General features: G+C 64.0%; 12 protein-coding genes. 5 read left to right on the forward strand and 7 right to left on the reverse strand.

The window, feature by feature from the left end:
• Positions 1-27: 27 nt before the first annotated feature.
• On the reverse strand, positions 28-1,602 hold the full coding sequence (locus J2Y63_RS20020; RefSeq protein ID WP_435267531.1) for a hypothetical protein: 1,575 nt from the start codon (positions 1,600-1,602) through the stop codon (positions 28-30).
• 410 nt (positions 1,603-2,012) lie between these two features.
• On the opposite strand from J2Y63_RS20020, the gene J2Y63_RS20025 reads away from it, so the two are divergent.
• Positions 2,013-3,395, forward strand: a complete 1,383-nt coding sequence (locus J2Y63_RS20025) for a nicotinate phosphoribosyltransferase (protein ID WP_435267532.1) — start codon at positions 2,013-2,015, stop codon at positions 3,393-3,395.
• 58 nt (positions 3,396-3,453) lie between these two features.
• The gene (locus J2Y63_RS20030) at positions 3,454-3,789 is read left to right on the forward strand and encodes a DUF6665 family protein (RefSeq protein WP_256117800.1); all 336 of its coding nucleotides are present in this window, start codon (positions 3,454-3,456) and stop codon (positions 3,787-3,789) included.
• A 3-nt stretch (positions 3,790-3,792) separates the two neighbouring features.
• Here the strand turns inward: J2Y63_RS20030 and J2Y63_RS20035 are convergent, their stop codons facing one another.
• The 3 genes from J2Y63_RS20035 to J2Y63_RS20045 are packed head-to-tail and all read right to left on the reverse strand — an operon-like array spanning position 3,793 to position 6,583.
• Entirely contained in the window at positions 3,793-5,031 is a 1,239-nt protein-coding gene (locus tag J2Y63_RS20035; RefSeq protein WP_435267533.1) for a hypothetical protein, read from the reverse strand.
• Positions 5,032-5,081: 50 nt separating this feature from the next.
• The gene (locus J2Y63_RS20040; protein ID WP_435267534.1) at positions 5,082-5,948 is read right to left on the reverse strand and encodes a DUF817 domain-containing protein; all 867 of its coding nucleotides are present in this window, start codon (positions 5,946-5,948) and stop codon (positions 5,082-5,084) included.
• A gap of 8 nt (positions 5,949-5,956) precedes the next feature.
• Positions 5,957-6,583 (reverse strand): ribonuclease D, encoded by a 627-nt coding sequence (locus J2Y63_RS20045; RefSeq protein ID WP_256117797.1) that lies wholly within the window; start codon positions 6,581-6,583, stop codon positions 5,957-5,959.
• 110 nt (positions 6,584-6,693) lie between these two features.
• Here J2Y63_RS20045 and J2Y63_RS20050 point away from each other — a divergent pair, with 110 nt between their 5' ends.
• A complete protein-coding gene (locus J2Y63_RS20050) occupies positions 6,694-6,972 on the forward strand; it encodes a hypothetical protein (RefSeq protein ID WP_435267535.1) in 279 nt (92 codons plus the stop codon).
• A 29-nt stretch (positions 6,973-7,001) separates the two neighbouring features.
• On the forward strand, positions 7,002-8,033 hold the full coding sequence (locus J2Y63_RS20055) for a hydroxyacid dehydrogenase (protein ID WP_435267536.1): 1,032 nt from the start codon (positions 7,002-7,004) through the stop codon (positions 8,031-8,033).
• A gap of 55 nt (positions 8,034-8,088) precedes the next feature.
• Here the strand turns inward: J2Y63_RS20055 and J2Y63_RS20060 are convergent, their stop codons facing one another.
• From J2Y63_RS20060 to J2Y63_RS20070, 3 genes are all read right to left on the reverse strand, one after another.
• The gene (locus J2Y63_RS20060; RefSeq protein WP_256120773.1) at positions 8,089-8,343 is read right to left on the reverse strand and encodes a GlsB/YeaQ/YmgE family stress response membrane protein; all 255 of its coding nucleotides are present in this window, start codon (positions 8,341-8,343) and stop codon (positions 8,089-8,091) included.
• Between the two features lie 94 nt (positions 8,344-8,437).
• On the reverse strand, positions 8,438-9,727 hold the full coding sequence (rhaI, locus tag J2Y63_RS20065) for an L-rhamnose catabolism isomerase (protein ID WP_435267537.1): 1,290 nt from the start codon (positions 9,725-9,727) through the stop codon (positions 8,438-8,440).
• A 12-nt stretch (positions 9,728-9,739) separates the two neighbouring features.
• Positions 9,740-11,833, reverse strand: coding sequence for a bifunctional rhamnulose-1-phosphate aldolase/short-chain dehydrogenase (locus tag J2Y63_RS20070; protein WP_435267538.1), 2,094 nt, complete (start codon positions 11,831-11,833; stop codon positions 9,740-9,742).
• 200 nt (positions 11,834-12,033) lie between these two features.
• Here J2Y63_RS20070 and J2Y63_RS20075 point away from each other — a divergent pair, with 200 nt between their 5' ends.
• A complete protein-coding gene (locus tag J2Y63_RS20075) occupies positions 12,034-12,846 on the forward strand; it encodes a DeoR/GlpR family DNA-binding transcription regulator (protein WP_435267539.1) in 813 nt (270 codons plus the stop codon).
• Positions 12,847-12,868: the final 22 nt, after the last annotated feature.

Raw genomic sequence — 12,868 nt, forward strand, 5'->3', positions numbered from 1 at the left:
GAGAGCGATCTCCGCGGGCTTTTTCGTTCAGGTCCAGTAGTCGCCGAGCTTCTGGTAGAAGACGAGGCCCGGCTCGATGACGCCGACCATCTCCGCCGTCTTCTCGCGCCGGCGCACCATGTCGGTGGTTTCCGGGGTGGCTTCTCCCGGTTCGTCGCCGGAGGCATCCGGGTCTGCATCCTCGCCGTCCCCTTCGCCTTCACCCTCCGCCTGCTCTTCGTCCTTCTCCGTGTCGCGGGTTTCGAACCATTCAAGATCCTCTTCCGCTGGCAGGTAGGGCACGAAGGCGAGCGGCACACCCTCGCGCGGCAAGACCGTTGCTGCAAGCAGCCTCTCGGGTGTCGTGTCGGCCGCGACGGCGGCCCGGATGGTTTCTCTCTGCAGCGGCAGCGGCAGGGCGTCGTCCAGCTCGGCCGTCTGGCGCGGCAGGGTCGGGGTCGATTGCGTGGTCTCGGCGCGCACCTTGCCGCCATCGGCGACCGTTTCGGCCTCCATTGCCTGTTCTGCGGCCTGTTCTGGCAGTTTAGTGCGGAGGGGATTTTGGTTCTGCTCCGCCGGCGGATCGATGGGCTGTTCCAGCAGCGCTTGCAGGAACTTCGCCTCTTCCGGCGACAGGTTTTCGACGAGGTGGGCGACGGCCTGCATCACGAGTGCCTGCGGCAGGTCACGCGCCACGGCTTGCAGCACGCTGCGCGCGAGCGCCTGGCCGGCGGCATTGGCGGTCTGCGCCTTGGCGGGCATCTCGTCCTGCTTCACGGCCGGCGCCGCTTTCTGCGTTTCTTCCGTATCGTTGTTGTCGCGGGTAACCGCCTCGGTTGCTTCCACCGGCGGCCGGTCGGCGACCTTGGTGATGGGAGCCTGCACGGGCAGCTCCGTCCGCGCTGTCGTATTCGCTTGAACCGGCAGGCGGTTCGCGCCGGCGAGGGCGACCGGGCGTGCCAGCGCCGTTTCCACCGTGCGCGTCGTGGTCACGGTTCGCGGCTTGCTGCCGCTGTCGAGATCGAAGATGCGCTTCAGCACGGTCTGGAGCGCGCGGGCATCGCCGGCGATCTGCGTTGCCTGAGCGGTCTGCTGCGGACCATGGCGGCCGACGGCGGCGAGCTGCTGGGCGGTGAGACCGAGCGGCTTCTGCTGGCGTTCCGCGCCGGCGGCGGGAAGATCGACGGCATCGAGGCGTGCCGTCAGCAGGATGGCGAGCTTTTGCGCTTCCGGCCCGTTCGGGTTGCGCACCACCTCGACGAGGCTGCGCGTCGGCATGGCGGAAAGCACGGTGCCGATCAGTTTTTCCACGGCGGGGCGAAGTTCCGGCGGCAGCTTGGCGAGGATGTCGGCAAGCTTGCGCCCGCCTTCGCCCTCCCGGCCGGGCAAGGTCTTCAGCGCGGCAAGCAGCGTCTCGAGCAGGTCGCGGCTCGGGCTCGGCTCGCTCGTGCGCGGCATGTGCTTGAGCATGGTCTCGATGAGGCGCAGCAGCACCTCGGCGCGGAGATTGGCGAGGGCGGCGGCGGAAAGCTGCGGCTTGACGGCGGCCTCGACGGGGGTGCCGGCCTGAAGGGCGAGGGAGGGCTGTAGTGCCCCGGTCGTAGGTGCCACTCGTGGCAGCATGCCCGCCTCCTGTTCTTCCCGGCCGATGCTATCCGCATCGCAAAGCCTGCCAATGTTCCATCGTTCGTCGGATGGCGCATCATGCGCGACGCTGCGAGGTGATGATCTTCGGCCCGGACGAACCGGGCATTTCTGCGGAGGCGACGGATAACCCGGCGAAACACTGAACCGCTGCAACTGTGCCGGACGGGCGAGCCCGCTATTCCGAACAACTTCCTATCCATTAGAATTGGCATTTTATGGTTAACGAATTGCTAACGCGTGCTGAAACGCTTCGCACACGCAGCATTGTTGACCCCGAATTGTCGCGCGAAACGGGCCTTGCCCCTTATGCTCAGCTCGCGTAAATCTTCCCGGCACTGTTGGCCGCCGGTGTTTTGCGGGCCGCGGATGCGGCGGAGACCCCCTCGATGAACCTCACCAATCCCATCCTCAACACCGACAGCTACAAGTTCAGCCACTACCTGCAATATCCGCCAGAAACGCGCGCGATTTCCTCCTATGTCGAGGCGCGCGGCCATTCCGAGCAGCCGGAAGTGCTGTTCTTCGGCCTCCAGATGTTCCTCAAGGACTATCTGTCGAAGCCGGTCACGCGCCAGGATATCGAGGAGGCCGAAGGCATCGTGACGGCCCATGGCCTGCCGTTCAACCGCGAGGGCTGGGCGCATATCGTCAACAAGCACGGTGGCTTCCTCCCGCTTCTCATCGAGGCGCTGCCGGAAGGCACCATGGTGCGTCGCGGCGTGCCGGTCGTTCAGGTGGTGAACACCGATCCGGCCTGCTACTGGCTGACCTCCTATATCGAGACCTCGCTTCTGCGCGCCATCTGGTATCCGAGCACGGTCGCCTCCAATTCGCGCAAGGTGAAGCAGATCATCCAGCCCCTCTTGGAAAAGACCTGCGACGACCCGGCCGCCGTCCTCCCCTTCCGCCTGCACGATTTTGGCGCGCGCGGCACGACGAGCTTCGAGCAGGCGGGCATCGGCGGTGCGGCGCATCTCGTCAACTTCATGGGCACGGATACGGTGAGCGCCGTACTCTTCGCCCGCCGCTACTACGGTGCCGACATGGCCGGCTTCTCGATCCCGGCCTCCGAGCACTCGACCATGACCTCCTGGGGCCAGGAGCACGAGGCGGAAGCCTATGGCAACATGATCGACAAGTTCGGGGCCAAGGGCCTCTATGCCGTCGTCTCCGACAGCTACGACATCAACAATGCCGTCGCGGAAATCTGGGGCAAGCAGCTGAAGGAGCGGGTGCAGACGGCCGGCGGCACGCTGGTCGTGCGCCCCGACAGCGGCGATCCGGTGGAGACACCGGTGCAGGTCGTGCGCCAGCTCGCCTATGCCTTCGGCACGCACCTGAATGCCAAGGGTTACAAGGTGCTCGACGACAGCGTGCGCGTCATCCAGGGCGATGGCATTTCACCCGCCGATATCGGCCTTATACTCGGCCGCCTGGAGGCCTTCGGCTTCTCCGCGGAAAACATCGCCTTCGGCATGGGCGCGGGCCTTTTGCAGAAGGTCAACCGTGACACCTATTCCTTCGCCATGAAGGCCAATGCCCGGCAGGATACGGCCGGCGCCTGGCACGACGTCTACAAGCGCCCGGCGACGATGAACTTGAAAGCCTCGAAGGCTGGCCGGCAGGCGGTGGTGACGGGCGTTGGCGGCCTGGAAGCCGCGCGCGTCGACCAGCTCGTCGGCCGCGAAAACCTGCTCCAGCCAGTCTGGCGCGATGGCAAGCTTTTGCGCGACTGGACCTTCGACGAGGTGCGCGCCCGCGCCGCCTGATCCCCTTGCAGACGGGCGTCCGCCGCTCCATCTTGGCTTCGATGACTGGAGACGAGAGATGACGGTACGCCCGCCGCAGGCGCTCGCCCCCTCCTTCACCAAGGACACGGGGCTGAACATCCTGGAATACGAGCTGATGTCGGAACGGGCGGATGCGCTCGGCCGGCATGGGCTGAAGGTCGAGAAGGCGCTGGCGCTGCTCGCCGAGCGCCTTGCCGCCGGCTGCACCGAGCTGGAACGCGAGGACCTGCTGAACGACGCGGCAGACAAAGTCTGGGCCTTCTTCATCCAGCGGGAAATGTGCGGCCTGCGCAGCCAGAAGGATGCTGTCCGCCGCTACGCCATTCCACCGGAAGTCATCGCCCGGCTCGGCATCGTGCGGCGCAAGCCCTGATCGTCAGGCCACGAGCTGACGGGTGATGAGGTCGTAGATGCCGTTGTCATCGACGCGCAGCGTGAAGATTTCCTTCTTGGCCTCTTCGCGCTCTTCCTGCTCGCGCACGCTTGCGGCATCGAGATCGCGAACGGTTTCCGCCGTGATGTCCTTGGCGTCGGTCGGGGCCTTGTCGGATTTCGCTGGCGTCTTCTCGGCAAGTGCCGTCGCCGCGGCACCGGCTGCAAGCAGCTGGATCGTGTCGACCGCGGCTTTTGCCGGGTCGTTCGCCGCCTTGCCGTCCGTCTTGCCCTTCGTCGCATCCTCATGGGCGCGGCCGACGGCGTCCTGCAGCTTCTGCACGTCTTCGAGCTTCTCGCCGGCTTCCAGCGATTGGATCGTTTCCTCGCGCTCGGCGCGGGTCTCGGCATCCTCGACGCGAGTCGGGTCGCGCTTCGTGCGGTCGAGCTTGAGTTCCTCGATGGTCTTCGGGTCGGCCGCGTCTTCCAGACGGGCGAGCACCTTGCGCATCTCGGGCGTCAGTGCCTTTTCGTCGCGCGCCTTCTCGGCAAGCGCTTCCTTCACGCGCTCCGCTTCCGCGCCATAAGGGCTGCGGATCGCCGCGACGAGATCCGTCGCCTTGAGGCCGAGATCGGAAAGGCCGGATTTGCTTTCCAGCGTCGCCACGTCCGTCGGCAATTCGCCGCGCAGGCGCGTCAGCATGTTGGAAAGGCGTTTTTCGAAATCGGCGTCCGCTTCCTCCTCGCCCTGCTCCACGCCGGAGGCGAATGCGAGGCGGGCGACGAGGTTGGCGGTCTGGTCGTCCGAGGGCCCGGACATCGCCTGCTTGACGGCGGTCAGCGTTGTGCCGAGCCCGCCGAGCGTCACGTTGAGCGTGCTGCCCTTGGCCGGGAGCGCGATGCCGTCGACGAGCGTCAGCATGTCGGAAAGGCGCTGCGCGAAGGCGCGGGACGTTTCGCCCTCCTGCTGCGTCACGCCGAGCGCATCGCTGAAGCGGGAGATGAGCTTGGCGAGCGTATCCTCGCCGCGGCCGTTGCTGCCGAAGAAATGTTCGTTGATGCGGGCATTCGCCTGCCGCGCGGTGTCATCCGAACGCAGGGCCGCCGGCTGCAGGACGTCATCGGTCTTGCGCCCGCTGGTCTTTTCCGCTTCCTCGCGGCGCCGATCCTCGATCGTCTCGACGATCGACTGCATCGCCGAGACGGCGGCGGTGGACTGCGCGCTTTGCAGGGGTGTCAACATGGCAACCTCCAGTCTTGCCGGAGGATAGTCCGCAGGCGATTAACCGAACGTTAAGCCTGTGCCCGTCGGATTTCGGGGGTATCCGGCGGCTGTGGCCGGCAGACGACCGTCACCAGCACGAAGCTGACATAGAGCAGCAGATACCACGAGCCGAGCTTGGTGAAGGGCACCATGTGCCAGGTCTTCTGCCCCGGATAGAGCCATACACCCGTTGCCGTGCCGATGTTTTCGGCGATCCAGAGAAAAATGCTGGTGAAGAAAGCCGCGAGCACGAGCGGCATCCAGCGCGGCTTTTCTTCGACCGTGTAGTAGATGCGCACCCGCCAGAACAGCAGCACCGTCGCCGCGAAGAGCACCATGCGGATGTCGATGAAAAAATGGTGCATGTAGAAATTGACGTAGATGGCGATCGCCAGCAGCGCCGTCGCCCAGAAGGGCGGATAGTGGGTGAAGCGCATGTCGAAGATGCGGATGGCGCGCGCCATGTAGCTGCCGACCGAGGCATACATGAAGCCGGAAAACAGCGGCACGCCGCCGATGCGGATGAGCGCCTCCTCCGGGTAGACCCACGAGCCCATATGGACCTTGAAGATCTCCATGGCCGTGCCGACGAGGTGATAGATCAGGATGACCTTCGCTTCCTCGAAGCTCTCCATCTTGAGCTTGAGGAAGGTGACCTGGATGGCGAGCGCCATCACGAAAAGCGCGTCGTAGCGATGGATCGGCCAGTCCGGCTGCCAGACGAGTTTCGTCAGGATGATCAGCCCGAGCATCAGCCCGCCGAACAGGCAGGCCCAGGCCTGCTTCAGCCCGAACAGCACGAATTCGGCAAGCCCCGGCGGCAGCGCCGCCAGCCGGCCGCGGATCACGCGGCGCAACGGCTCCAGCGTCGGCCCGGTCTGGTGCTGCTCCTGCACGAAAAGGCTCAGCTATGCGCGAAAATGTCGGTCTCTTCCCAGCCGATGAGGTCGAGCTTGGCGCGGGTCGGCAGGAAGGCGAAACAGGCTTCCGCATGGGCCAGCCGGCCGTCGCGCACGAGGCGCGCATTCAGCTTGTCGCGCAGTGCATGCAGGTGCAGCACATCGGAGGCGGCATATTCGAGCTGCGCCGGCGACAGCGTTTCGGCCGCCCAGTCGGAGGACTGCTGGTGCTTGGAAATGTCGACCTCGAGCATTTCCTTGAGATTGTCCTTCAGGCCGTGCCGGTCGGTATAGGTGCGCGTCAGCCGCGAGGCGATCTTGGTGCAGAACACCGGCGTGGTGGTGACACCGAAGGTGTGGAACAGCACGGCGATATCGAAGCGGCCGTAGTGGAAAATCTTCTGGCGGGCCGGATCTTCCAGCATGGCCGTCAGGTTCGGCGCCTCCTTCTGGCCGGCGGCGATGCGGATGACATCCGCCGTGCCGTCGCCCGGCGAAAGCTGCACCACGCAGAGCCGGTCGCGCCGCGGGATGAGGCCGAGCGTCTCGGTGTCGATGGCGATGGCGCCGGTGTAGCGGGCCGCATCCGCCGCGGAAATGTCGCCTTCGTGATAGCGGATTGCACTTGCCATGAAAAACCCCATCTAAGCTGCACGATTATCGTGAGGCCTATAGCGCATGTTTCCGGCTCGCGGTACTTCTTTGTGGAAGACGAAGGACCGGCCGCCGGCCGGAAGAGACGATGAAGATACGATTGGCCCTTGTCGCCCTGAGCCTCCTGTTTGCCCCGGCCGCCACGCAGGCGCAGGTTTTTCATGACCTGCCCGGTGTCGTGACGACACAGGAGCATGAAGCCGAGGAGCGGGTGGACTGCACGCCGCGCTACATTCCGCCGCCGGAAAACAGCACGCAGCAACATTGGGGCCGCACGGTCTATGACTGCACGCGCAGCGGCGTGACCACGACGGGCAGCGGCATGCCGCTGTCGCGCGAGCGCAACCTGCGCGGCCTCGACTGGTAACATTCTCCCATCCATTCTCCGGAGCAGCCATGACCGATGCCCCCCTGCCGCTGGTGATCAGCGCGCCCGAGCCGCGCTCGCTGGACTTGATCTTCACGCGGGAGGCCGAGGCCGAGCTGCGCAGCACCTACCGCATCGTCGAGGCCGATCCGGACAACATCGCCGGGCTTTCCGACGATGTGCTCGGCGAGGCGCGCTATATCCTTGGACAGCCGCCGCTCTCCGCCGAGACGCTGGCGCGCATGCCGAAATTGCGTGCCATCCTCAATGTCGAGAGCAATCTCCTCAACAACATGCCCTACGAGATCCTGTTTTCGCGCGGCATTCATGTCGTGACGACGGGGCAGGTCTTTGCCGAGCCGGTCGCGGAACTCGGCCTCGCCATGGCCTTGAACCTCGCGCGCGGGGTGATCGATGCGGACGTCGCGTTCCGCGAGGGCAAAGAGCTCTGGGGCGGCGAGGGCAACCAGTCAGCCCGCCTTCTCTCCGGCTCCGAAATCGGCATCGTCGGTTTCGGTGATCTCGGCCGGGCGCTGAACCGCGTGCTTTCCGGCTTCCGGGCGAAAATCCGCGTGTTCGATCCCTGGCTGCCGCCGTCGATGCTGCGCGAGGCGGGCGTCGAGCCGGCGTCGCTCTCCGAAGTGCTGGCGATGAGCGATTTCGTCTTCGTCGTCGCCTCGGTGACGAGCGAGAACAAGGGGTTCCTCGGCGCTGAGGCCTTCGCCTCCATGCGAAAGGGCGCGGGTTTCATCCTGCTCAGCCGCGCCGACGTGGTCGATTTCCCGGCGCTGATGGCGGCCGTCGCATCCGGCCATATCGTTGCGGCAAGTGACGTCTATCCGGAGGAACCACTGCCGCTCGACCATCCGGTGCGCACGCTTGCCGGTTTCGTGCGTTCGGCGCACCGCGCCGGCGCGCTCGACAGTGCCTTCAAGAAGATGGGCGACATGGTGCTGGAGGATATGGTGTTGATGGACCGCGGCCTGCCGCCGATGCGCTGCAAGCGCGCCGAGCGCGAGACGGTGTCGCGCATGCGCTCGAAGCCGGTGAGCGTCAACTGAAACGAAAAGGCCGTGGCGGTTTCCCGCCACGGCCTTTTCGATTTTTGCGCCTTGGTCAGGCGCGTTTGAGGACCTTGATGAGCACGAGCAGGATCACCGCGCCGATCGTGGCGTTGATGATCGCGGCGAGAATGCCGCCGCCGATGGAGAAGCCGAGCCGGGGAAACAGGAAACCGGCGATGAAGGCGCCGACGATGCCGACGACGATATTGCCGATGAGGCCATAGCCGAAGCCCGAGACGATCAGGCCCGCAAGCCAGCCCGCAATGGCGCCGATGAGGAGGAAAATAAGAATGCTTTCAATGCCCATGGAATGCTCCCTTTGACAGCATCATTCTGTCACTGCTCAATCTGGCAGCCGTTTTCCGGAAAGCAAGGGGCTTTGAAAACTTCTCTTCAGCCGCTCAGACGATGCCGCCGCCCCCGCTCGCCACCGCCGGCCGCTCGCCGGTGACCTTCGCCCGGTAACCCGCCGCCCGGTAGGTCGCGACCGGATCGATCGCGCCGCCGGACTCCAGCCGCGCCATGGCAAGGATCGGCTCGACATCGGTGCGAAAGCCGACCTTCAGCGTCTCCGACGCCATCAGCGCATCGTTGCCGTCCTGATAGCCAAGGAGCGCCGCGCGATCGACGATCAGCCCCTGCGCATAGGCACGGCAGACCTCCGTGGCGCTGCGCATCAGGCTTTCGATCGGGTCGGTCACGTTGTGGCTCTGGTCGAGCATATGCGCCGGCGCAAAGCCCTCAGCCTTGCGCACCTCCGCATCGACCAGTTCGTTGAAGACGAGGAAGAGCCGGTAGGGATCGATCGAGCCCGTATCGAGATCGTCGTCGCCATATTTCGAATCGTTGAAATGGAAGCCGCCGAGTTTCTTGAACTGGATGAGCCGGGCGACGATCATCTCGATATTGACGTTCGGCGCATGGTGGCCGAGATCGACGAGGCAATAGGCCTTGGGGCCGAGTTCCTGCGCGATCAGGTAGTTGCTGCCCCAGTCCTGCACCACCGTCGAATAGAAGGCCGGCTCGTACATCTTGTGCTCGGTAAAGAGCCGCCAATCCTCCGGCAGCTCCTTGTAGATCGCCTTCATCGCATCGAGATAACGCTCGAAGCTTTTCGTGAAATTCGCCTGCCCCGGAAAGTTCGTGCCGTCACCGATCCACACCGTCAGCGCCTTCGAGCCGAGCGCATTGCCGATGGCGATGCATTCGAGATTGTGCTCGACGGCCTGCTGGCGCGTCGCGGCATTGGCGTGTGAGAGCGAACCGAACTTGTAGGAATGCTCCTGCTGCGGCGCATCGGAAAAAGTGTTGGAGTTCATCGCGTCGAAACCGAGGCCGAGCGCATTGCCCCGTTCCTTCAATTCCTTGAGGTCCGTTACCTTGTCCCACGGAATATGTAAGGAGACCGTGGGCGTCGCGCGGGTCAGTTCCTGGATGACCGCGCAATCCTCCAGCTTGTCGAAGATGTTGCGCGGCTCGCCCTCGCCGGGAAAACGGGCAAAGCGCGTGCCACCGGTACCGACGCCCCAGGAGGGCACTGCCACCGCATAGGCCGCGACCTTGCGCTTCACCGCATCTATATCGACGCCGCGGCGGGCAAGCTGCGCGCCGAGATGCGCATAGTCGCTCTTTAGATCGGCAAGACGCCTGTCGTTCTCGCGCGAAACCACGTCCTTGGAAATCATCGTCATCGGTCGATCTCCTCAGCGCGTGAAGGACTGGGCATTGCCCGCGTCGACATTGACGATATTGCCGGTCGATTTCGCCGACATGTCGGAGGCGAGGAAGTAGATCGCCTCGGCGATGTCCTCCGGATAGACCGACATCTTCAGCATGGAGCGCTCGCGATAATGCGCCTCCAGGTCATCCGTCTTGTAGGTTGCCGCGCGCTGTTCCTTCCACTCGCCGGTCCAGATTTTCGAGCCGCGCAGCACCGCGTCCGGGTTCACCACATTGACGCGAATTTGCTCGGATGCACCTTCGAGCGCCAAGCAGCGGGCAAGATGGATCTCGGCGGCCTTCGCCGTGCAATAGGCCGAGGCGCCGGGGGAGGCGGCAAGGCCGTTCTTCGAGGCGACGAAGACCACGTTGCCGCCAGCCTTCTGCCGGCGGAAGATGCGGAAGGCTTCGCGCGAGACGAGGAAATAACCGGTGGCGAGAATGCTGATATTCTTGTTCCAGAGCTCCAGCGTCGTTTCCTCGATGACGGCGGAGGAGGCGAGGCCGGCATTGGAGACGAGGATGTCGAGGCCGCCGAATTCGACCAGCGTATCGGCAAAGCTCTTCGCCACCAGCGCTTCATCCGTCACGTTCATCGCGACCGAGCGCACGACATCCTTGCCATAGCGGCTGGCAAGCTCGTTTTGCGCGGCGGCAAGCGCCGCCTCGTCGATATCGGCCAGCACCACGCAGGCGCCTTCCGCCATCAGCCGGTTGGCCGTTGCCTTGCCGATGCCGCCGGCACCTCCGGTGACGAGCGCGATGCGACCGGCGAGGCTCTTCGGCTTCGGCATGCGCTGGAGTTTTGCCTCTTCCAGCAGCCAATATTCGATGTCGAAGGCCTCCTGCTCCGGAAGGCCGACATAGTCCGACACACCGGAAGCGCCGCGCATGACATTGATGGCGTTGACATAGAACTCGCCGGAAATGCGCGCCGTCGCCTTGTCCTTGGCAAAGGTGATCATGCCGACGCCGGGCACCAGATAGACCACGGCATTCGGATCACGCATGGCCGGGCTGTTGTCCCGCTTGCAGCGCTCGTAGTAGGCGGCGTAATCGGCCCGATAGGCGGCTATCGCATCGGCGAGGCCGGCAAGCGTCTTGTCGACATCCGGATTGGCCGGATCGAAATCGACGACCAGCGGCCGGATTTTCGTGCGCAAGAAATGGTCAGGGCAGCTCGTACCGAGGGCCGCGAGTGGTGCAAGATTCTTCGACGTCACGAAGTCCAGCACGGCCTCGCCATCGTCGAAATGGCCGACCTTCTTCTCGTCCTCGCTGATCATGCCGCGGATGATCGGCATCAGCTTTTCTGCAACCGCGCGGCGCTCGGCAGCGGCCAGCACCGGCTTCACCGCACCACCGAAGGCCGGCGCCGTGTTGTTTTCTTCGAACCAGCCGATCGCCTTGTTGATGATCTCGATGGTGACCTCGTAGCATTCCTTGGCCGTATCGCCCCAGGTGAAGAGCCCATGGCTTTCCAGCACGAGGCCGCGCGCCGTCGGGTTTTCCAGGCAGAACTTTTCGAGCCATAGGCCCAGTTCAAAGCCTGGCCGCTTCCAGGGAAGCCAGCCGATATCGTCGCCGAAAATCTGCTGCGTCAGCTCGCGGCTGTTCTTTGCGGCGGCAATCGCGATGATCGCGTCCGGATGCATGTGATCGACATGCTTCTTCGGCACATAGGCATGCAGCGGTGTGTCGATCGAGGCGGCGCGCGGGTTGAGGTTGAAGGTGCAGTGGGGGAGGTAACCCACCATCTCATCCTCATGCTCCAGGCCGCGATAGAGCCCCTTCAGCGCAGTCAGCTTGTCCATGTAAAGCGTGGCAAAGCCGTCCATCTTGATCGTGCCGACATCGCCGCCCGAGCCCTTGACCCAGAGAACCTCCACCTCGCCCGCGCCGAGCGGATCCTTCTCGATGACCTTTGCCGAGGTGTTGCCGCCGCCGTAATTGGTAATGCGCTTGTCGGAGCCGAGCAGGTTGGAGCGATAAAGCAGCCGCTCGGGCTCGCTCATCGTCGACGCCTTTGCGTCATCCCACAGGGTTGCAAGGCGTGCGCCCTGGTTCTTCTCCAGCATCGGCATTTCCTCCCGGTGTTTCGTATGCGCAAGGCTATCGCCGCGCTTGAAGGCATGCTTTCAAATCTCACGGAAACTTCGCGGATGTCAATCATAAACGATCAAAAACAGTCATATTGCGCTGCACAATGAAAAAATATGATTGATCGTGATTGACATTGCGCGTTCCTGATGGAAGCATTGCCAGCACTGGAGGAACCATGCACGAGAAGGAAAGACATCGGATCATTCTGTCCGCGGTTCAGGAAAAGCCGGTCGTCACCGTGCCCGAACTGGTGGACCTGACCGACAGTTCCGAAGCGACGATACGCCGCGACATCGCGGCCCTGCACGTGCAGAAGAAGCTGCGCCGGGTGCGCGGCGGCGCCGAGGCGCTGCATCCGCCGCAATTCGTCGGCCTCGCCGGCCGGCCCTTCACGGTGAACGAGACGCTGAACACCCGTCAGAAACAGGCGATCGCCAAGGAGGCTGTCGGGCTCTGCGAGGACGGCGACCCGATCATCATCAACGGCGGCACCACGACGTTCCAGATGGTGCATTTCCTGACCAACCGCCGCATGCAGGTCTTCACCAACTCGTTCAACATCGCCGAACACCTGCTGAAGCATTCGAAGAACACGATCATGCTCTCGGGCGGCACGATCTACCGCGAGCAGAACATCGTGCTCAGCCCCTTCGACAATGACGTGACGCGCAATTTCTATGCGCGCCGCATGTTCATGGGCGCGCAGGGCCTCGGGCCGCTCGGCCTGATGGAGGCAGATCCGCTGCTCATCCAGGCGGAGCAGAAACTGATCGACCAGGCGGACGAACTCATCGTGCTGGTCGATTCCACCAAATTCAAGAAGCGCTCCAGCCTCATTCTCTGCGGGCTGAAGCGCATCGCAACCGTCATCACGGATTCGGGCATCGAGGACAGGGATGCCGCGATGCTGGAGGAGGCCGGCGTCAACCTGATCGTCGCAAACGTTCAGGCCGATGCCAAAACGCAGAATGCACCCTCGTCGGCATGACGCCGGCGGGTTGATTTTCACT

Source organism: Shinella sp. BE166 (assembly GCF_051201095.1).
Classification (GTDB): domain Bacteria; phylum Pseudomonadota; class Alphaproteobacteria; order Rhizobiales; family Rhizobiaceae; genus Shinella; species Shinella lacus.

Coding starts and splice junctions, on each gene's coding strand:
- J2Y63_RS20020 (WP_435267531.1), bottom strand. CDS start 1,602: ATGCTGCCACGAGTGGCACCTACGACCGGGGCACTACAGCCCTCCCTC.
- J2Y63_RS20025 (WP_435267532.1), top strand. CDS start 2,013: ATGAACCTCACCAATCCCATCCTCAACACCGACAGCTACAAGTTCAGC.
- J2Y63_RS20030 (WP_256117800.1), top strand. CDS start 3,454: ATGACGGTACGCCCGCCGCAGGCGCTCGCCCCCTCCTTCACCAAGGAC.
- J2Y63_RS20035 (WP_435267533.1), bottom strand. CDS start 5,031: ATGTTGACACCCCTGCAAAGCGCGCAGTCCACCGCCGCCGTCTCGGCG.
- J2Y63_RS20045 (WP_256117797.1), bottom strand. CDS start 6,583: ATGGCAAGTGCAATCCGCTATCACGAAGGCGACATTTCCGCGGCGGAT.
- J2Y63_RS20050 (WP_435267535.1), top strand. CDS start 6,694: ATGAAGATACGATTGGCCCTTGTCGCCCTGAGCCTCCTGTTTGCCCCG.
- J2Y63_RS20055 (WP_435267536.1), top strand. CDS start 7,002: ATGACCGATGCCCCCCTGCCGCTGGTGATCAGCGCGCCCGAGCCGCGC.
- J2Y63_RS20060 (WP_256120773.1), bottom strand. CDS start 8,343: ATGGGCATTGAAAGCATTCTTATTTTCCTCCTCATCGGCGCCATTGCG.
- rhaI (WP_435267537.1), bottom strand. CDS start 9,727: ATGACGATGATTTCCAAGGACGTGGTTTCGCGCGAGAACGACAGGCGT.
- J2Y63_RS20070 (WP_435267538.1), bottom strand. CDS start 11,833: ATGCTGGAGAAGAACCAGGGCGCACGCCTTGCAACCCTGTGGGATGAC.
- J2Y63_RS20075 (WP_435267539.1), top strand. CDS start 12,034: ATGCACGAGAAGGAAAGACATCGGATCATTCTGTCCGCGGTTCAGGAA.